18 protein-coding genes and 1 tRNA gene are annotated in these 17782 nt (G+C 63.9%); 6 read left to right on the top strand and 13 right to left on the bottom strand.

Annotated features, from left to right (window positions below):
• Positions 1-76: 76 nt before the first annotated feature.
• From rlmN to trmJ, 7 genes are all read right to left on the bottom strand, one after another.
• Positions 77-1201 (bottom strand): dual-specificity RNA methyltransferase RlmN, encoded by a 1125-nt coding sequence (rlmN, locus tag F0A17_RS09315; protein ID WP_149328045.1) that lies wholly within the window; start codon positions 1199-1201, stop codon positions 77-79.
• A gap of 77 nt (positions 1202-1278) precedes the next feature.
• Positions 1279-1704 (bottom strand): nucleoside-diphosphate kinase, encoded by a 426-nt coding sequence (gene ndk, locus F0A17_RS09310; RefSeq protein WP_149328044.1) that lies wholly within the window; start codon positions 1702-1704, stop codon positions 1279-1281.
• Positions 1705-1924: 220 nt separating this feature from the next.
• Positions 1925-2251 (bottom strand): HesB/IscA family protein, encoded by a 327-nt coding sequence (locus tag F0A17_RS09305; RefSeq protein ID WP_149328043.1) that lies wholly within the window; start codon positions 2249-2251, stop codon positions 1925-1927.
• A 26-nt stretch (positions 2252-2277) separates the two neighbouring features.
• Positions 2278-3426 (bottom strand): aminotransferase class V-fold PLP-dependent enzyme, encoded by a 1149-nt coding sequence (locus F0A17_RS09300; RefSeq protein WP_149328042.1) that lies wholly within the window; start codon positions 3424-3426, stop codon positions 2278-2280.
• 39 nt (positions 3427-3465) lie between these two features.
• Positions 3466-3936, bottom strand: coding sequence for a Fe-S cluster assembly transcription factor (locus F0A17_RS09295; protein WP_149328041.1), 471 nt, complete (start codon positions 3934-3936; stop codon positions 3466-3468).
• A gap of 130 nt (positions 3937-4066) precedes the next feature.
• Complete coding sequence (gene cysE, locus F0A17_RS09290) at positions 4067-4948, bottom strand: serine O-acetyltransferase (RefSeq protein ID WP_149328040.1); 882 nt, start codon at positions 4946-4948, stop codon at positions 4067-4069.
• A 70-nt stretch (positions 4949-5018) separates the two neighbouring features.
• Positions 5019-5846: a tRNA (cytosine(32)/uridine(32)-2'-O)-methyltransferase TrmJ gene (trmJ, locus tag F0A17_RS09285; protein WP_149328039.1), complete on the bottom strand. Its 828-nt coding sequence runs from the start codon at positions 5844-5846 to the stop codon at positions 5019-5021.
• Positions 5847-6023: 177 nt separating this feature from the next.
• Here trmJ and F0A17_RS09280 point away from each other — a divergent pair, with 177 nt between their 5' ends.
• Positions 6024-6818, top strand: a complete 795-nt coding sequence (locus tag F0A17_RS09280) for an inositol monophosphatase family protein (protein WP_149328038.1) — start codon at positions 6024-6026, stop codon at positions 6816-6818.
• A 101-nt stretch (positions 6819-6919) separates the two neighbouring features.
• Here F0A17_RS09280 and secF read toward each other — a convergent pair whose 3' ends face one another.
• The 5 genes from secF to queA all read right to left on the bottom strand — a co-directional run bounded on the left by secF (position 6920) and on the right by queA (position 12507).
• Complete coding sequence (gene secF, locus F0A17_RS09275; protein ID WP_149328037.1) at positions 6920-7846, bottom strand: protein translocase subunit SecF; 927 nt, start codon at positions 7844-7846, stop codon at positions 6920-6922.
• Between the two features lie 22 nt (positions 7847-7868).
• A complete protein-coding gene (secD, locus tag F0A17_RS09270; protein WP_149328036.1) occupies positions 7869-9719 on the bottom strand; it encodes a protein translocase subunit SecD in 1851 nt (616 codons plus the stop codon).
• A 130-nt stretch (positions 9720-9849) separates the two neighbouring features.
• Entirely contained in the window at positions 9850-10179 is a 330-nt protein-coding gene (gene yajC / locus F0A17_RS09265) for a preprotein translocase subunit YajC (RefSeq protein WP_149328035.1), read from the bottom strand.
• An 80-nt stretch (positions 10180-10259) separates the two neighbouring features.
• Positions 10260-11381, bottom strand: coding sequence for a tRNA guanosine(34) transglycosylase Tgt (gene tgt / locus F0A17_RS09260; RefSeq protein WP_187774677.1), 1122 nt, complete (start codon positions 11379-11381; stop codon positions 10260-10262).
• Positions 11382-11466: 85 nt separating this feature from the next.
• Positions 11467-12507, bottom strand: coding sequence for a tRNA preQ1(34) S-adenosylmethionine ribosyltransferase-isomerase QueA (queA, locus tag F0A17_RS09255; protein ID WP_149328033.1), 1041 nt, complete (start codon positions 12505-12507; stop codon positions 11467-11469).
• Positions 12508-12655: 148 nt separating this feature from the next.
• On the opposite strand from queA, the gene F0A17_RS09250 reads away from it, so the two are divergent.
• Positions 12656-12742, top strand: a tRNA-Leu gene (locus F0A17_RS09250).
• A 16-nt stretch (positions 12743-12758) separates the two neighbouring features.
• Here the strand turns inward: F0A17_RS09250 and F0A17_RS09245 are convergent.
• On the bottom strand, positions 12759-13004 hold the full coding sequence (locus F0A17_RS09245; RefSeq protein ID WP_187774668.1) for a site-specific integrase: 246 nt from the start codon (positions 13002-13004) through the stop codon (positions 12759-12761).
• Positions 13005-13497: 493 nt separating this feature from the next.
• Here F0A17_RS09245 and F0A17_RS09240 point away from each other — a divergent pair, with 493 nt between their 5' ends.
• The 4 genes from F0A17_RS09240 (at position 13498) to F0A17_RS09225 (ending at position 17604) form a co-directional block, all read left to right on the top strand.
• Positions 13498-14244, top strand: coding sequence for a ribonuclease activity regulator RraA (locus F0A17_RS09240; protein WP_149328032.1), 747 nt, complete (start codon positions 13498-13500; stop codon positions 14242-14244).
• A gap of 55 nt (positions 14245-14299) precedes the next feature.
• A complete protein-coding gene (locus F0A17_RS09235; protein WP_149328031.1) occupies positions 14300-15307 on the top strand; it encodes a Bug family tripartite tricarboxylate transporter substrate binding protein in 1008 nt (335 codons plus the stop codon).
• Positions 15308-15484: 177 nt separating this feature from the next.
• The gene (locus tag F0A17_RS09230; RefSeq protein ID WP_149328030.1) at positions 15485-16012 is read left to right on the top strand and encodes a tripartite tricarboxylate transporter TctB family protein; all 528 of its coding nucleotides are present in this window, start codon (positions 15485-15487) and stop codon (positions 16010-16012) included.
• Between the two features lie 62 nt (positions 16013-16074).
• Positions 16075-17604 carry a tripartite tricarboxylate transporter permease gene (locus F0A17_RS09225; RefSeq protein WP_149328029.1) on the top strand — a complete coding sequence of 510 codons (1530 nt, stop codon included), beginning with the start codon at positions 16075-16077 and terminating at the stop codon, positions 17602-17604.
• Positions 17605-17782 lie beyond the last annotated feature (178 nt).

The raw sequence follows: 17782 nt of genomic DNA, 5'->3' as shown, positions 1-17782 counted from the left end.
GGCCGAACGGGCTCGGGGCCAAAAAAAGCCTGTCCATCAAAGCGCCGCGACGGGTTGAAGTCAAGGCGGCCCCGGCTCAGTCGGCGTCGATCTGGATCGAGCGGATATAACGCTCGTGGCGCCGCGTGCGATCCTTCACCCGTCCCACCAGCTGACCGCAGGCGGCATCGATGTCGTCGCCACGGGTGGTGCGCACCGGTGCCGTGTAACCCAGTTCATAGAGCCACTGCTGAAAGCGCATCACCTGGTTGCGCGACGGCTTTTCGTAGCCCGAGTGGGGGAAGGGGTTGAAGGGGATCAGGTTGATCTTGCACGGCAGCTCGCGCAGCAGCTCGGCGAGCTGGCGTGCGTGCTCCTGCTGATCGTTGACGTCCTTGATCAGGGTGTACTCGATGGTCACCATGCGTGTGTCGTCGCACTTTGCCAGGTAGCGCTGGCAGGCGTCGAGCAGGGCGCGGATGTTGTACTTGCGATTGAGCGGAACCAGCTCGCTGCGCAATTCGTCGTTGGCCGCGTGCAGCGAGATCGCCAGACTCACGTCGAGTTCGTCGCCAAGACGGTCGAGCATCGGCACCACGCCCGAGGTCGACAGCGTCACGCGGCGCTTGGAGAGCCCGTAGCCGTTGTCGTCGAGCATCAGCTTCATCGCCGGCACCACATTGTCGTAGTTCATCAACGGCTCGCCCATGCCCATCATCACCACGTTGGTCACCGGGCGATTGGCGGTGTCCTTGCGCGGCCCGACGCTACGTTGGGCGACCCACACCTGGCCGATGATCTCGGCGGCGGATAGGTTACGCTGAAAGCCTTGCTTGCCGGTCGAACAGAAGCTGCAGTCGAGGGAGCAGCCCACCTGGGACGACACGCATAGGGTGCGGCGCTTGCCGTTGTCGGCCGGAATCAGCACTGTCTCGACGTAGCTGCCATCCTCCACCTCCAATACCCACTTGCGGGTACCGTCGCTGGAGGTGCCTTCGTAGACCACGCCGGGGCCGCGGATCTCGGCCACTTCGGCCAGTCGGTTACGCAGCGCCTTGGAGAGGTTGGTCATGGCTTCGAAGTCGTCGCAGCCCTCGTGATGAATCCACTTCATCACCTGGGCGGCACGGAACTTCTTCTCGCCGATGGAGAGGAAGAAGGCTTCCATCTCCTCGCGAGTCATGCCGAGCAGGTTGGTGCGTTGGGGAGCGGTGGTGGTCATGGCATCACGTAGGTCGGGGCGGGACGAGAGCGGGGGCTGGAATGCCCCCGCGAAGGGCACGGCTGGCCGAACACGGCTTAGCGCGGGCAGATCTCGTCGGCATGGAAGAAGTAGGCCACTTCGCGCTGGGCGGATTCCGGCGAGTCGGAGCCATGCACAGCGTTGGCGTCGATGGTCTCGGCGAAGTCGGCGCGAATGGTGCCCGGAGCGGCTTCCTTGGGGTTGGTGGCGCCCATCAGTTCGCGGTTCTTGGCGATGGCGTTGTCGCCTTCCAGCACTTGAACCACTACCGGTCCGGAGGTCATGAAACCCACCAGATCCTTGAAGAAGGGGCGCTCCTTGTGCTCGGCGTAGAAGCCTTCGGCCTGCTCTTGGGAGAGATGCTGCATCTTGGCGGCGACGACCTGCAGGCCAGCTTTCTCGAAGCGGGCGATGATCTCGCCGATGGCATTCTTGGCGACGGCGTCGGGCTTGATGATGGACAGGGTGCGTTCGGTAGCCATGGGGTCTCTCCCGTTGATTTGACGGTTAGTACGTATGGGACAGCGCCACGACGCACAGGCTCCCTGGGGAGCCGGCGCGGCGCGGCGCTGCGGATTCATGATGCGTTCGGCGACGCTTGGTCGATAGAGCCGTCAGCGCTGCCTCGGCGAAGAAACAGTGGGCGCAGAGTATACCGCTGCCGGCGGGCGTTGAACAATCATCGGACCCGCGCCGATACGATCAGACGGAGAAGCTTTCGCCGCATCCGCACTGATCCTTGACGTTGGGGTTGTTGAAACGGAAGAAGCGGTTGAGCCCCTCCGAGACGTAGTCGACTTCGCTGCCGTCGAGCATCTCCAGCGCCTCGGGCGCGACAAAGACGGTCACGCCGTGCTCCTCGAAGGTCACGTCGTCGTTGGCCGCCTCGTCGGCGAAATCCAGTACGTAGCTAAAACCCGAGCAACCGCTGGGTTTGACCGAGACCCGCAAGCCCAGTCCGTGGCCGCGTTCCTCGAGCACCCGTTGGATCTGCTCGGCGGCGGCGGTGGTGATCGAAAGTTGCGCCATGGTGGGTTCTCCTGCAGCGAATGTGTCTAGCGGCGTAGGCCCGGCAGAGCATGATGCAAGGCCTCCAGCGCGGCGTCGATATCGGCCTCGGTGGTGAAGCGACCGAAACTGAAGCGAAGCGAGGCCAATGCCAGCGCACGCGGTACGCCGATACTCTTCAATACATAGGATGGCTCGACACTGGCGGAATTGCAGGCCGAACCGGTCGACAGGGCGATGCTGCGCAACGCCATCAGCAGCGATTCGCCGTCGACGCCCTCGAACGCCAGGTTGACGATGTTGGGCACCGCGACGTCGACATGCGTATTGCGGTGGATGCCGTCCAGGTCGGACAGTCCGTCGAGCAGGCGGTTCCGCAGCGTCAGGATGCGTGCCTGGTCGGCCTCGCCTTCGGCCGAGGCCAGGGCGAAGGCTTCGCCCATGCCCACGATCTGGTGGGTGGGCAGGGTGCCGGAGCGCATGCCGCGCTCGTGGCCGCCGCCGTGGATCAGCGCCTCGAGGCGGATGTCGGGGCTGCGCCTGACGTAGAGTGCGCCGATGCCCTTGGGGCCGTAGGCCTTGTGTCCCGAGAGCGACATCATGTCGATGCCCAGGCGGCCCACGTCGAGATCGAGGCGTCCCACTGCCTGGGCGGCGTCGACATGCAGCTTCGCGCCGCCAGCGTGGGCCACCTCGGCCAGGGCGGCCAGGTCGTGAATGCAGCCCAGTTCGTTGTTGACCGCCATCAGCGATACCAGCAACGTGTCGGGGCGCATGGCCTCGCGCAGTTGCGCGGGCGTGACGCGGCCGTCGGCGCCCGGTGTCAGCCAGGTCACCTCGAAGCCCTCGGCCTCGAGCGCTGTTGCCGTGTCCACCACCGCCTTGTGCTCGATGACGGAGGTTACCAAGTGGCGGCCGCGCTCACGGTTGGCGCGCATGAAACCGATCAGCGCCAGATTGTTGGCCTCGGTGGCGCCGCTGGTCCAGACGATCTCGCGAGGGTCGGCCGACATCAGATCGGCGACCTGTCGGCGTGCGCTCTCCACGGCCTGTTCCGCCTGCCAGCCTAGCATGTGGCTGCGCGAGGCGGGATTGGCAAAGTTGCCATCCAGGGTGAGGTGTCGGCTCATCACCTCGGCGACTCGTGGGTCGACCGGGGTGGTGGCGGCATAATCGAGGTAAATGAGGGCGCTCATGGCTCGCGGTGTCTCCGATCTGGCTCGCCGCGGGGCGGCCTAGGGCGAGGAGGTCAAGATAGTGTCGTCGTCGCGGCGACTGCGTTGGCGAGCGGCGATGCGGCGGACCTCTCCGTTCTCGACCAGCTGGGCGAGGGTGACGCCATCGAGGAAGCCGCGTATCTGGTCCGATAGATCGCACCATAGGAAATGGGTCAGGCAGGTATCGCCCTGCTGACAATCCGACAGGCCCTGGCAGCGCGTGGCGTCCACGGATTCATCGACGGCATCGATGACTCGCGAGATGGAGATTTCGCCCATGGGGAGCGCCAGCAGGTAGCCGCCTCCCGGTCCTCGCACGCTCCTGACCAGCTCGGCGCGCCGCAGGCGCGCGAAGAGCTGCTCCAGATAGGGGAGCGAGATCTCCTGGCGGCGCGAGATGTCGGCCAGACAGGTGGGCCCCTTGTCGGCGTTCAGGGCCAGGTCGAGCATGGCGGTGACGGCGTAGCGTCCCTTGGTGGTCAAGCGCATGGCGGGCTCATCAGACGCGATGGAGGCGAACCCCGGCATCGTCAACGCCGGTCTTCGGTTCGCGCGGCGCTCGCCGTCGGCGGCGAACACATCAACAGAGCGCCATTATGGTAAAGCCTGACCGCAGTGGTCAACCATTGCCGGGCGTGGGCGGTCGCCCGGCTTGATCTTCGTCATGTTTCGTTTCGGAGGCGGCCGTGCCGGCTGCGTGAGGCGGGCCGCAGCAGGCGTCGACGTCGGACAGGATGTCGGCGAAATCCTCGTTGCGTAGCGCTGGCAGCTTGCCCTCACGGTAGGTGGCGTCGAGCTTGCGCAGCGTGCCGCACATGCGTTCGATGCGCTCATCGACCGCGTGCATGTGGTCAAGCATGGCCTGGATCGAGCGCGCCACGGGGTCCGGCATGTCCTCGCTCACGCCATAGGCATCGAAGCCGAACTTTTGCCGCATCGCTTCGCGGCGCTCGGGGTCGATCTCAAGCGCCTCGGCAGTGTCCGGCTCGGCACGCTTGACGATCTTGCCGGGGATGCCGACCACCGTGGCCCCGGCGGGTACCTCCTTGGTCACCACGGCATTGGAGCCGACCTTGGCCCCGGCACCGACGGTGAACGGCCCCAGGATCTTGGCTCCGGCGCCAACGATGACGCCGGTCTCGAGGGTGGGGTGACGCTTGCCTTTGTGCCAACTGGTCCCCCCCAGGGTCACGCCCTGGTAAAGCGTAACGTCGTCGCCGACTTCGGCGGTCTCGCCGATCACCACGCCCATGCCGTGGTCGATGAAGAAGCGCCGGCCGATTTGCGCCCCGGGATGAATCTCGATGCCGGTGAGCCAGCGCGAGAAGGTCGACAAGGTGCGTGCCAGCCACTTGAGGCGATGCTGCCACAGCCAGTGGGCGAGGCGATGCAGCAGCAGCGCGTGCAGACCCGGGTAGTTGGTCAACACTTCCAGGAAGTTGCGCGCCGCCGGATCGCGGGCGAATACGCTACTGATGTCCTCGCGCAGTCGTTGAAACATGCAGCGGTCCTTGATGGGGTTGGGCGGCGGAAGGAACGAACACATCATATGGGGGCACGGCAGGATCCGTTCAAGGCGTCTGCCCGTTGCGCCCCGGTCGCGGAGACGCGTCGGTATCATCGGCGGTTGTCGTATCGTTGCCCGTGGTGCCCCGGTGCGCCGCGGCGACATGCTTCTCGGTCGAAGAGAGAATGCCGCGCAGAATATTGAGCTCCATGCGCTCGGGGCGGGCACGCAGGGTGAAGCGACGCAAGCGGGCCATCAGTTGCCGCGGCATGGCGGGATCGTGAAAGCCGATGGCGATCAGCGTGCGTTCGAGATGGGCGAAGTAGTGCTCCAGCTCCTCGTGGCTTGCCAGCGGCTGGGGCGGTTCGCTCTCCTGGGAGGAGGCGACACGTGCGCTTTCCAGCCATGCCAGTCGGCATTCATAGGCCAGCACCTGCACCGCGGCGGCCAGGTTGAGCGAACTGAAGTCCGGATTGGTCGGGATATGCACATGGGCGTGGCAACGCTGCAGCTCGGCATTGGAGAGTCCGCTGTCCTCGCGGCCGAAGACCAGTGCCACCCGCGCCTCGGCATCGGCCAGCTCAAGCGGCAGGCGGTCGCCCAGCTCGCGTGGCGCGATCATCGGCCACGGCAGGGTGCGTGAGCGGGCGCTGGCACCCACCGCCAGGGTGCAGTCGGCGACGGCCTCCTCCAAGGTCTCGACGATGCGGGCGGCGTGCACGATATGATCAGCGCCCGAGGCCCGCGAAATACTGTCGCTGGTCAGCGGCTCGCAGCGCGGCGCGACCAGGGCCAGATCCGCCAGCCCCATGTTGTGCATGGCGCGAGCGGTGGCGCCGATGTTGCCGGGATGGCTGGTGCCGATTAGCACGATGCGAATACGGTCGAGCATGCGGGGCGGCCTCGCGGATGTCCGTCGTGTCCATGGAAAGGGGCCGAGTCTACCACGGCGCTCCGACAATGGCGCAGGGGGCGCGATTCTGCTAGGATGCGCGCCGACACGTTCGCCCCGACTCCTTCGTGCGAACTCGCCTGTTCTTTAACATCACCGACGCTCCAAGGCCCGATCATGCATCCGATGGTCCAATTCGCGTTGCGCGCCACGCGCAGTGCCGCCGAACAGTTCTTGCGCATTCGTGAACGCATCGAGAATGCTCACGAAGAGCACAACCTCGAGCGCCTGCTCGAGGATACCGCCCGTAACGCCGAGACGCTGATCGTGCGTCAGCTCAGCCGTGGCTATCCCCAGCACGGTGTCATCGGCCGCTTCACCCCCCACCGCGCCGGAGAAGGCGAGGGGCAGGACATCGAATGGCGGATCGAACCCTTCCATGGCTACTCCAGCCTGGGAGTGGCCGGCAGCGGTTTCGCCCTCTCCCTGGTCTGTCTGGTGAAGGGTCGCCCGGAGCATGCGGTGGTGATTTGCCCCTTCAGCGACGACGAGTACCTGGCCAGCCGCGGTCGCGGCGCGCAGCACAACGGCAAGCGCATCCGCGTGCCTCGTACGACCGCCATTCTCGGCTCCCGGGTAGCCGTGGGGTTGCCCGAGAGCTGGCAGCGTTCGCGGCATCTTCCCGCCTATCTGACGCTGATCCAGCACCTCGGTCCGCAAGTCGAGACTCAGCTGGCCACCGGCAGCGGCCTGCTCGATCTGGCCGAACTCGCCGCAGGCCGGGTCGATGCCGCTTTCGTGCTGGGCCTGGAGGATCAGGATCGCCTGGTCGGCACTCTGCTGCTCAAGGAAACCGGCGCGCTGCTGGGTACCCCGGATGGCCAGCCTTCGGTGGAAACCGAAGGCCAACTGATGGCCGCGGGTCCACGCCTGTTCAAGGCGCTGGTGCAGCAGCTCAAGCCGCACTTCTGAGCCTAACCAAGGCCCAAACGACATCGCCCCCGCAGCGCTGCTGCGGGGGCGGTTTGCGTTGCGAGCCCAAAAGCTCCACGCAACACGTTCTGACGGCTTTCCTAGGGAAGCTCCTCCTCCTCCTCGTCGGCCTCCTTCTTCGGCGGGATCAGATCCTTGCGCTCCAGCTTCACGACCAACAACAGTGCCGCCGCCACGTAGATGGAGGAAAAAGTGCCGATCACAATGCCGAGAATCAGGGCGATCGAGAAGTAGTGAATCATGTCGCCGCCAAGCACCAGCAGCGCCAGCAGCACCAGCAAGGTGGTGCCGGACGTCGCCAGCGTGCGCGCCAGCGTCAGGTTGATCGCTTCATTGAAGATCGCCGGCATGTCGTCGATGCGCGAGGTGCGGATCGTCTCGCGGATACGGTCATAGACGACGATGGTGTCGTTGAGCGAATAGCCGATCACCGCCAGCAGCGCCGCCAGCACGGTGAGATCGAACTCAAGCTGGAACAACGAAAAGACGCCGACCACGACGATCACGTCGTGCATCAGCGCCAGCAGCGCACCGATGGCGAACTTGTACTGGAAACGGAAGGCGACGTAGAGCATCACGATGCCCAGGGCCACCAGTAGCCCCAGCCCGCTCTGGTCGCGCAGCTGCTCGCCAACCTGGGCGCCGACGAACTCGGCGCGCACCAGCTCGACCGCGTCGCCCTCGGCGCGCAGTAGCTCGACCACACGGTCGCCCACCTCGGCGTCGAAGGCCTGCTGCAGGCGAATCAAGACCTCGTTGGAGGCGCCGAAAGTCTGTACCGAGACGTCACGGAACTCGGCGGCTTCCAGGGTCTGGCGCACCGCGTCCAGCGAGGGCGCGACGCCATAGCGGACTTCGACCAGGGTGCCCCCGGTAAAGTCCAGCCCCAAGTTGAGCTGCTGGAACAGCAGCGAGGCGATCGACAACAGAATCAGCAAGCCGGAGAGCACGAAGGCGATCCGTCGCTTGCCCATGAAATCGATCTGTCGGATGACGAGGGTCTTCATAACCACCTCAAGTTGGTGAGCCTTAGATCCAGAGCTTCTTGACCGGTTTGCCGCCGTAGCTGAGGTTTACCATCGCGCGAGTCACCATCAGCGCAGTGAACAGCGAGGTGAGGATCCCCAGCGACAGGGTCACGGCAAAGCCCTTGACCGGACCGGTGCCGATCGAGAACAGAATGACCGCCACCAGCAGGGTGGTGATATTGGCGTCGACAATGGAGCTGAAGGCGCGCTCGTAGCCGGCATGGATCGCTTGCTGGACCGAGAGGCCGCCGCGCAACTCCTCGCGTATGCGCTCGAAGATCAGCACATTGGCATCCACCGCCATACCCAGCGTCAGCACGATGCCGGCGATGCCGGGCAGCGTCAGGGTGGCGCCGAGCAGCGACATGGCGGCTACCAGCAGGGTCAGGTTAAGTGCCAGGGCGACGTTGGCGAAGATGCCGAACACCTTGTACCGGATCAGCATGAACAGCACCACGAGCAGCAGGCCGATCTGCACCGACAGAATGCCGCGCTTGATGTTCTCGGCACCGAGGCTCGGGCCGATGGTGCGCTCCTGGACGAAATAGATCGGTGCGGCCAGCGAGCCGGAGCGCAACAGCAGGGCAAGGTCGGCCGCCTCGGTGGGCGAGTCGAGCCCGGTGATGCGGAAGCTGTTCCCCAAGGCGCTCTGGATGGTGGCCAAGCTGATGATGCCGCGCTCGGTGTAGGGCTCGCGCACGACGACCGGCTCCCCGTCCTCCATCACCGTACGGTCGCGGGTCTTGTGCTCGATGAACAGCACCGCCATGTTGCGGCCGATGTTGGTGCGCGTGGCGCGGTTCATCAGCGTGCCGCCGGTGCCGTCCAGGTTGATGTTGACCTGGGGGCGGCCGTTCTCGTCGAAGCTGCGGCTGGCGCTGGAAACGCTGTCGCCGGTAATGATCACGTCGCGCATCAGGTCGGCGGTGCGCGAGGGGGTGTTACGGAAGCTGAATGTCTCGGTTTCGGCGTCCGGCGTGTCCGGGCGTGCCTCGAGGCGGAACTCCAGGTTGGCGGTGGCACCCACCACGCGTTTGGCGGCCACGGTGTCCTGCACCCCGGGCAGCTCCACCACGATGCGATCCGGCCCCTGACGCTGTACCAGCGGCTCGGCCACGCCCAGCTCATCCACCCGGTTGCGCAGGGTGGTGAGGTTCTGGTTGATGGCGTAGTCCTGGATCTCGTTCACCGTCTGTTCGGTCAGCGTCATCACCAGCAGCGAGGCGCGCCCCTGCTGTTCGCTGGCGTACTCGAAGCCGGGGAACTCGCGGCTTATCAGGCGGCGGGCGGCATCGCGATCCTCTTCGCTGCCGAAGGCGATGGAAAGCGTGCGATCCTCGATCTCGGTGCCACGGTAGCGGATGCGCTCGCTGCGCAGCTGCTCGCGAATGGCGCTGGCGTTGACCTCGAGGCGCTGGGTTAGCGCCGCCTCCATGTCGACTTCGAGCAGGAAGTGCACGCCGCCGCGCAGGTCCAGGCCCAGGGTCATGGGCGAGGCGGCAAGACCTTGCAGCCAGTCGGGGGTGGATTCGGCGAGATTGAGCGCGACCACGTAATCGTCGCCGAGCTGTTCGGCCGCCAGGTCGCGTGTGCGTAGCTGGTGGTTGGGGTCGTCGAGGCGGATCAGAACGCGAGTCTCGTCGCGCTCGATGGCCTTGATCTCGATACCGGCGTCGCGCAGGGTCTGCTGCAGGCGGTCGAGCTGCGCGTCATCGATGGTGGAATCGCCCTGAGTGCTGCTGATCTGAACTGCCGGGTCCTCGGGGAAGAGGTTGGGCAATGAGTAGACCAGGCCGACGAGCAGCACGATGAGTATCAGCAGATACTTCCACAAGGGGTAACGGTTGAGCATGGGAGCCCTGCCCTAGGTTGCGTAAAGAAGGCTACGGGACGGCAGCGTGGCCGGCGGGGACATCCGGCCGCTGAACGGCCCTCGCCGTCACCCGGCCGGTGGCCGTCGGCAAGGGCGAGGGACGTCGACGTCAGATGGACTTGATGGTGCCCTTGGGCAGCACGTTGGCCACGGCGTTCCTCTGCACGTTGACCTCGGTGTTCTCCGCGATTTCCAGGGTGAGGAACTCGTCGCCCACCTTGGTGATCCGGCCCACCAGGCCGCCGCCGATGACGACCTCGTCGCCCTTGGACAGGCCGCCGACCAGTTCGCGATGCTGCTTGGCCCGCTTGGCCTGGGGACGCCATAGCAGAAAATAGAAGATCAGAACGAAGCCGACCAGCATGACGATCTGGGCGATGCCGCCGCCCGCGGCGCCCGCGTCCTGGGCCATGGCCGGAGAGATAAAGAAATCCAGCATGAGGGGAGTGTCTCCTGAAGGTAAGTTGGGTCGCGAAAGAGAGTCCGTCGATCGGCGCCGCTCCGGGCGACGCCGATCGGTCAAGAATCCGGCGCGTCAGGTACCGGCAGCCCCCGCTGCGCATAGTAGCCTTCCACGAAGTCAGCCAATGTACCCGCTTCGATGGCACCGCGCAAACCGGCCATCAGGCGCTGATAATAACGCAAGTTGTGGATCGTATTGAGCATCGAGCCGAGCATTTCGCCGCAGCGATCCAGGTGGTGCAGGTAGCCCCGCGAGAAGTGCTGGCAGGTGTAGCAATCGCACGCCTCCTCCAGCGGCCGGGTGTCATGGCGGTGCTTGGCGTTGCGGATCTTGATCGTGCCCCCGGCCGTGAATAGATGGCCATTGCGCGCGTTGCGAGTCGGCATCACGCAGTCGAACATGTCGACGCCGCGACGCACGCCCTCGACCAGGTCTTCGGGCTTGCCCACGCCCATCAGGTAGCGGGGATAATGTTCGGGCATCCATTGCGGCAGATAGTCGAGTACGCCGATCATCTCCTCCTTCGGCTCGCCTACCGAGAGCCCGCCGATGGCCAGGCCGTCGAAGCCGATCTCGAGCAGGCCATCCAGCGAGCGCCGACGCAGCTCGGGGTACATGCCGCCCTGAATGATGCCGAACAGCGCCGAGGGCGAGTCGCCGTGGGCGTCGCGCGAGCGGCTTGCCCAGCGCAGCGAGCGCTCCATGGAGAGTTCGGCCTCCTTCTCGCTGGCGGGGTAGGGGGTGCATTCGTCGAAGATCATCACCACGTCCGAGCCCAGCGAGCGCTGCACCGCCATCGACTCCTCGGGGCCCATGAACACTTTGGCGCCATCCACCGGCGAGCGGAAATGCACGCCCTCCTCGGTGATCTTGCGCATTTCACCCAGCGAGAAGACCTGGAAGCCGCCCGAATCGGTGAGAATCGGTTTCTGCCACTGGGAGAAGTCGTGCAGGTCGCCGTGGGCCTCGACCACGTCGGTGCCGGGGCGCAGCCACAGATGGAAGGTATTCCCGAGAATGATCTCGGCGCCGATCTCCTCCACCGAGGCGGGCGTCATGCCCTTGACCGTGCCGTAGGTGCCCACGGGCATGAACGCCGGTGTCTCGACCGTACCGCGGGGGAAGGTGAGGCGACCGCGGCGGGCCCGGCCGTCGCTGGCCAGTCGCTCGAAGGACATGAAGCATTCGTTTCGCATGGAGTTCTCGTCTTTACTGCAAGGCGTCGGAACGGAAGATGCCTTGCGGGTCAGGAAGTCTTGGGGTTCAGGCGCGCTTGCGGGTCAGGAACATCGCGTCGCCATAGCTGAAGAAGGCGTAGCGTTCGGCCACGGCGTCACGATAGGCCGCCATGGTGGTTTCATACCCGGCGAAGGAGGACACCAGCATCAGCAGGGTCGACTCGGGCAGGTGGAAGTTGGTGATCAACGCATCCACGCAGCGCCACGCGTAGCCGGGATAGATGAAGATATCCGTCTCGCCGCTGAACGGGGCGATCTCGCCGTTCGTACGCTTCATGCAGGCGCTCTCCAGGCAGCGCACGCTGGTGGTGCCCACCGCGATCACGCGGCGCCCCGTGGCCCGGGCGGTACGCACCTTGTCGCAAGCCGTCTCGTTCACCTCGATCCATTCGCTATGCATCTGATGCTCGCGGATATCGTCGGCGCGCACCGGCTGGAAGGTGCCGGCGCCCACGTGTAGGGTGACGAAGGCGCTTTCGACGCCTTTCTCGGCCAGGCGTTCCAGCAGCGGCTGGTCGAAGTGAAGTCCCGCGGTGGGGGCGGCTACGGCACCGTCGCGACGGGCGTAGACGGTCTGGTAGCGGTCGCGGTCGGTGAGTTCGTCGGCGCGGTCGATGTAGGGCGGCAACGGCATGTGGCCGTGGCGTTCGAGCAGCTCGATCAGCGGTGTTTCGCCAGGAAAGCGCAGCTCGAACAATGCCTCGCGGCGACCCTCCACGACGGCGCGTACCCCGCCCTCGAAGATCAGCTCGGTACCCGGCTTGGGCGACTTGCTGGAGCGAATGTGGGCCAGCCCCCGGTGAGCGTCCAACGGGCGTTCCAGCAGCATCTCTACCTTGCCGCCACTGGCCTTATAGCCGTGCAGCCGTGCCGGGATCACGCGGGTGTCATTGAATACCAGCAGGTCGCCGGGTTCGAGCAGCTCCACCAGGTCGGTGAAGCGGCGATGGGCGCGCTCGCCGGTCTCGCCGCTCACGCATAGCAGCCGACAATCGCTGCGTCGTTCGGACGGATAGCGGGCGATCAGCTCCTCGGGGAGCTCATAGTGGAAGTCGGCACGCTGCATGCAGGTCGGTCCCCATTGATCATCGAGGGGTTTCGTTCGCGGTGGCTGCAAGGCAGCCGGAAACAGCCGGCAAGGATACCGAAAATCGTCGAGCGCGTCAGGTTCGCCGATTGACCTATCGCACCGGCCACGTATAATGCTCGGCGCTGCCGGCGTGGCGGAATTGGTAGACGCAGCGGATTCAAAATCCGCCGGGTGCAAGCCCTTGTCGGTTCGAGTCCGACCGCCGGTACCACTTGGAAAACAGTCGCTTACGAGCGGCTGTTTGCGTTTCTGCCCTCTCTTTCTAGTGCGTGGTCGCAGAAGGCCCCGCTCAAGCTCGGCAGGCGAGAGCCGATATCGTTCAGACCCGCATCGAACATGTGCGCGTAGCGGCTGGCGACGATCAGGCTGGAATGCTCTAGAAGATCGCGCACCGTGGTCATGCTCTCGCCGGCCTGGGCCAGCATGCTGGCATAGCGGTGGCGCAGGTCGGTGAGTGCTGCCAGGGCGATCACCCGTTTCGCCCAAAAAAACGGTCCAGCTTCCCCCCCACTCCCGATAGGCAAGGTTCAGTGCCCGCTTCACCACCTACAGATGGTGTTGGGGTGTTATTGATTCTAAGCCAGTTGCCCTTTCCTCGTTGTGACTGAATGCGGCCTGACCCTGCTCAGTGGCATGTGGCTTGCCGTGGTGGTTGGCTATGCCTCACTCCAGTGGCGACATACTGACGCTTGCCGGAGGCGCTTCAATGGGTAGAAAACAAATATTTCCCTATTATACCTATGTCTAAGAAAGCGATGTCTTGGCCAGATGTTTATGTTTGTGTTGATTTAAGTAATTGATTTTAAATAAATAAAAAATTAATTTTAATTAGGCTTATATTTTTTTTGAGATGGATTTTCGAAGATAGCTGGATAATTTGTAAAAAGTTGTTTGAACTGTCTCCTGGCGCTTCCTATAGTGATCCCGCCACCCAAGGCCACTAGTTGCCAGCTATAGGCGGAGCCCATGAGCATCATCAACGACTATCCCCCTGAAGAGCTGTCCAACCTGACGCGCGAACGCCTGATGCGGGCGTCGACGGCGTCGCTGCACACCCTGCTGCACAAGCGGGGGTTGAAGAATACCTATATCCAGAACGTCAGCCGCATGAATACCAGCCAGGTCAAGATGGTGGGGCAGGCCTATACCCTACGCTACATCCCGGCCCGAGAAGACCTCGATGTGGTCGCCGCCTTTCGTGACCCCGAGCACCCCCAGCGCCTGGCGGTGGAGAGCGTACCCCCGGGGCGCGTACTGGTCTCTGATTGTCGTCAGGATGCCAGCGCCGCCAGCGCAGGCAGCATTCTGCTGACCCGCCTGCAGGTGCGCGAATGTGCGGGTTTCGTCTCCGACGCCGGCGTACGTGACTCCGAGTACGCCGAGACCATGTCGATGCCGGTGTTCTGCACCAAGCCCAGCGCTCCGACTAACCTGACCAAGCACCATGCGGTAGATATCCAGCAGCCTATCGGTTGTGGCGGCGTGCCGGTCTATCCGGGTGATGTGCTAGTCGGCGATGGCGACGGCGTTATCGTAGTACCGCTGGAACTGGCCGACGAGATTGCCAAGGAGGCCAGCGGTATGGAGGCCTTCGAAGCTTACGTGCTGGAAAAGGTCAACGCTGGCGCGGCGGTCATCGGTCTATATCCACCCAGCGAGCAAGCTCAGGAGGAATACCAGACTTACCTGCGCCAGCAGGAATCCCGCGGCTGAAAGAGCGCCGCCTCGTTACTACCACACAGTCACAACCATAATGTAAGGAGCCGCCATGTTTGCTCTCATCCCTTTCAACGCTGCCCTGCGCCAATGTCTCGTCAAAAGGACGATCGGTGCGACTCTTGCCGGTGCGGTGCTGGCCGTGGTGATGGCCGTGCCCGCTGCCCAAGCCGACTTTCCCCAGCGCGACATCCGCATGATTGTGCCTTGGCCGGCCGGTGGTGGTGCCGATGCCATCTCACGCAAAATCAGCAACTTGGCTGAACAATCGCTGCCCACCTCGATCTACGTCGAGAACATTGGCGGTGCGGTGACTGCCACCGGCCTGATGCAGCTGGCCAAGGCGCGCCCCGACGGACATACCATTGGTGTGCTGACCTACGACAGCGTTGTTACCCTGCCGCGGGGCAACATGGTGCCAGGCTACTCGCTGGACAAGCTTGAGCCCTTTGCTCGCGTCACCCAGGAGGCAGACGCCATCGTGGTATCCAAGCAGTCCGGCTATTCTTCTTTCGAGGAGCTGATCGAGGCGGCCAAGGAGAACCCTGGCACGGTACGCATCGGCGTAGCGCCGCAGGGCTCCGGCCCCTATCTGGCGGTGCGTCGCTTGGAGGCGGCCACCGGGGTGAGCTTCAACGTGATCTCCTACCCGGGCTCCTCCACCGCCGAGGCCGAGGCGCTGCTGTCCGGCGAGATTGATGCCGCCATCTCGAGCCTGGGTGATTTTTCGGGGATTCTGTCTTCCGGTGACGCCCTGGGCGTGGTCGAGTTGTCTGGCTCGCAGAACCCCGCCTATCCCGATGTGCCGCCGATCTCGGATTTCGGAGTGGAACTAGAAACCGGTAGCTTTATCGTACTGGCGGCGCCGGCCAACACGCCGAAAGACGCCATCGAAACCCTGGAGTCGATCTACTACGAGGCCTACCAAAGCGACGAGTTCCAGCAGTGGGTCACCAGCATCGGTATCACTCCGGGCTGGCTAGGCAGCGAGGAAGTCAGCGAATGGATCGACAGCTATCAGGAACGGACCTTCGCCGCGATGGATGAGCTGAACCTGTAAGCCTTAAGGGTTTCAGGGCCATCGGTGACGTCTCTCGCCGATGGCAAGAGATCAACCGGATAGAGCGCTTGGCGCTCGGAAGCGTGTCTGCCCGGGTACGCTGATCTTCTCTAACGATCCACTCCTTCCGATCACTGTGTTGTCGGTCACCCATGTAGGGGCCGAGAGAGGTTTCGCATGTCTCGTTTATCTTCTTCCCTGCTGGTGCGTGCGCTTGGCTCCGGCGCGGCCCGGTTCCATGGCGTACTGGCGCTGCTGGCGCTGGGTTACCTGATCGGTGGCCTGGCGATGGGGCCTCCCCACGAGGCTGGCAAGTTGACCCCGTCCTTTTTTCCGCTGCTGATCGGCGTACTGGCCACGGTGCTGTGCGGCCTGCAGTGGTGGTCCGCGGTGCGCGACACAACTGCCGATGCTCAGGCCCAGGCCGATGCATCCAGCAAGGCTGTTACGAAGGAGGGCTTCGTCCCTGATCGTCGCATCTCGCCGGAATTGACCCTGATGCTGGCGACCCTGGTCTACGTGTTGGTGTTTCAGTGGCTGGGCTATGTGCTGTCTACCCTGGTCTATGTGCTGGGGGTGATGCTGCTGTTCTCGGGGCTCGACAAATGGCTGAGTAAGGGCGCGATCGCGCTTGCCATCACCGCGGTGGGCTTCGTGCTTTTCAACCAGATCTTCAACGTCCGTCTGCCGACGCTGTGGGGGTGAGCCATGACGACTGATGCCGCCCGCTCGGTGATCTCCGCCGTGCGACACTCCGGGGGTGCCCCATGGATTTCATGACACAGGTGGTGGCGAGCTTCGGCCTACTGCTCGATCCCACAATATTATTCTATGTGGTAGCCGGCTTCCTGATCGGCACCGTGTTCTCGGCCATTCCTGGCCTGACCGCGACTCTGGCACTGGCGCTCTTGTTGCCGCTGACCTACAGCCTGGATGTGACTACGGCGCTGATGGCCTGTGCTAGCATCTACATGGCCGGTATGTGCGGTGGCAGCATTACCGCCACCACCATTAATATTCCCGGTGCCCCCTCGTCGATGATGACGGCGCTGGATAGCTACCCGATGCAGCAGCGTGGCGAGGGGCCTTTAGCGCTGGGTCATGCCTCTTTCGCCTCGATGATCGGCGGGGTGTTCGGCGCGGTGCTGCTGGTGCTGCTGGCGCCATTGATCGCCGATCTGTCATTGCTGGTGCAGACCACTGGCAAGTGCGCATTGATCCTGTTCGCGCTGATCGTGATCGTTATTGCCCAACGGGGCAACGTCCGCCGCGCGGCTATCGCCGCCTGTCTCGGCCTGATGCTGGCCACCGTGGGACTTGACGCCATGGTGCCTGTGGCCAGGTTCAGCTTTGGCATAGGTGACCTGGCGGCAGGGATCGACCTGATGCCAGTGATCATCGGCACCTTCGCCATCAGTGAGCTTTTGACTCAACTGGCCGAGAACGACAAGGCCAGGCGTATCCGCGAGCAGCTAAAGGGGGTGGCGAAGATTCGCCGCCGCGATTTCATCCCGTCGCGCTCGGCTATCCGTCGCATCGGCGCGGTCTGCTACCTGAAGTCCTCTATCATCGGCTATCTGGTGGGGACCCTGCCCGGTGCTGGGGGCTCCATGGGCGGCTTTCTGGCCTATGTAGAAGCAGTGCGGACCTCCCGCGAGCCCTATAGCTTCGGTAAGGGCAACCCTCAGGGCATCGCGGCGGCGGAGAGCGCCAACAACGCAGTCTGCGGCGGCGCCCTGGTGCCGATGCTGACCTTCGGCATTCCGGGGGATCCGATCACGGCCATCGTGCTCGGTGTGCTGGTGATCAATGGCATCCAGCCGGGGCCCCAGCTGATGGAATCACAGGCCGGCCTGATCGCGCCTATGCTGGCGGCGCTGATCTTCAGCGCACTGATCCTGATCCCACTGACCATGTACCTGCTCGGTCCTTACTTCATCCGCATCGTGCGCATTCGCCGCGACGTGTTGTTCGGCACTATCGCCATGCTGGCAGTGGTGGGCTGCTATGTGGCGACTTACTCGACCTTCCAGATGATGATGGCGCTGGTCATGGGGGTACTGGCCTTCTACCTGAGAAAGCATGGCTATCCGGTGGTGACCCTGCTGCTCGGCTTTATCCTAGGGCCGGGCCTGGAGGAGTACCTGCGTCGTGCCCTGACGCTATCTAACGGCGACCTGACGGTCTTTGTGGCCCAGCCCGATAGCCTGTTCTTCATCGTGCTGACCGGGATCTTCGTCTATTTCCTGGCGATCCGTAAGCCGGTGCAGCTAAGGGGCCACGAAAGCGCCACCTGAGGCATGTAAACGATCAAATAGCAGAAAGCTTCGGCGCCTGATCACGGCCCCCACCATGATCAGGCGCCATTTTTTGGTGCTCCGTGGAGCGATGGGAAACGGCCAAGCTGAATGGTAGGGCAGGGTCTAACCGGAAGCCGCGATCCATAAAGCTGTCAGCGGCACTTCATTAACCCCC

Origin of the sequence: Billgrantia pellis (assembly GCF_008297955.1) — a bacterium.
In the GTDB taxonomy this organism is placed as follows: Bacteria; Pseudomonadota; Gammaproteobacteria; order Pseudomonadales; family Halomonadaceae; genus Halomonas; species Halomonas pellis.
Note: the sequence above shows the minus strand (reverse complement) of the source record. Positions and strands in the feature narration are given on the sequence as shown.

Bases quoted from the DNA above. Each gene is read 5' to 3' on its own strand.
- rlmN (WP_149328045.1), bottom strand. From the start codon at position 1,201: ATGACCACCACCGCTCCCCAACGCACCAACCTGCTCGGCATGACTCGC.
- ndk (WP_149328044.1), bottom strand. From the start codon at position 1,704: ATGGCTACCGAACGCACCCTGTCCATCATCAAGCCCGACGCCGTCGCC.
- F0A17_RS09305 (WP_149328043.1), bottom strand. From the start codon at position 2,251: ATGGCGCAACTTTCGATCACCACCGCCGCCGCCGAGCAGATCCAACGG.
- F0A17_RS09300 (WP_149328042.1), bottom strand. From the start codon at position 3,426: ATGAGCGCCCTCATTTACCTCGATTATGCCGCCACCACCCCGGTCGAC.
- F0A17_RS09295 (WP_149328041.1), bottom strand. From the start codon at position 3,936: ATGCGCTTGACCACCAAGGGACGCTACGCCGTCACCGCCATGCTCGAC.
- cysE (WP_149328040.1), bottom strand. From the start codon at position 4,948: ATGTTTCAACGACTGCGCGAGGACATCAGTAGCGTATTCGCCCGCGAT.
- trmJ (WP_149328039.1), bottom strand. From the start codon at position 5,846: ATGCTCGACCGTATTCGCATCGTGCTAATCGGCACCAGCCATCCCGGC.
- F0A17_RS09280 (WP_149328038.1), top strand. From the start codon at position 6,024: ATGCATCCGATGGTCCAATTCGCGTTGCGCGCCACGCGCAGTGCCGCC.
- secF (WP_149328037.1), bottom strand. From the start codon at position 7,846: ATGAAGACCCTCGTCATCCGACAGATCGATTTCATGGGCAAGCGACGG.
- secD (WP_149328036.1), bottom strand. From the start codon at position 9,719: ATGCTCAACCGTTACCCCTTGTGGAAGTATCTGCTGATACTCATCGTG.
- yajC (WP_149328035.1), bottom strand. From the start codon at position 10,179: ATGCTGGATTTCTTTATCTCTCCGGCCATGGCCCAGGACGCGGGCGCC.
- tgt (WP_187774677.1), bottom strand. From the start codon at position 11,381: ATGTCCTTCGAGCGACTGGCCAGCGACGGCCGGGCCCGCCGCGGTCGC.
- queA (WP_149328033.1), bottom strand. From the start codon at position 12,507: ATGCAGCGTGCCGACTTCCACTATGAGCTCCCCGAGGAGCTGATCGCC.
- F0A17_RS09240 (WP_149328032.1), top strand. From the start codon at position 13,498: ATGAGCATCATCAACGACTATCCCCCTGAAGAGCTGTCCAACCTGACG.
- F0A17_RS09235 (WP_149328031.1), top strand. From the start codon at position 14,300: ATGTTTGCTCTCATCCCTTTCAACGCTGCCCTGCGCCAATGTCTCGTC.
- F0A17_RS09230 (WP_149328030.1), top strand. From the start codon at position 15,485: ATGTCTCGTTTATCTTCTTCCCTGCTGGTGCGTGCGCTTGGCTCCGGC.
- F0A17_RS09225 (WP_149328029.1), top strand. From the start codon at position 16,075: ATGGATTTCATGACACAGGTGGTGGCGAGCTTCGGCCTACTGCTCGAT.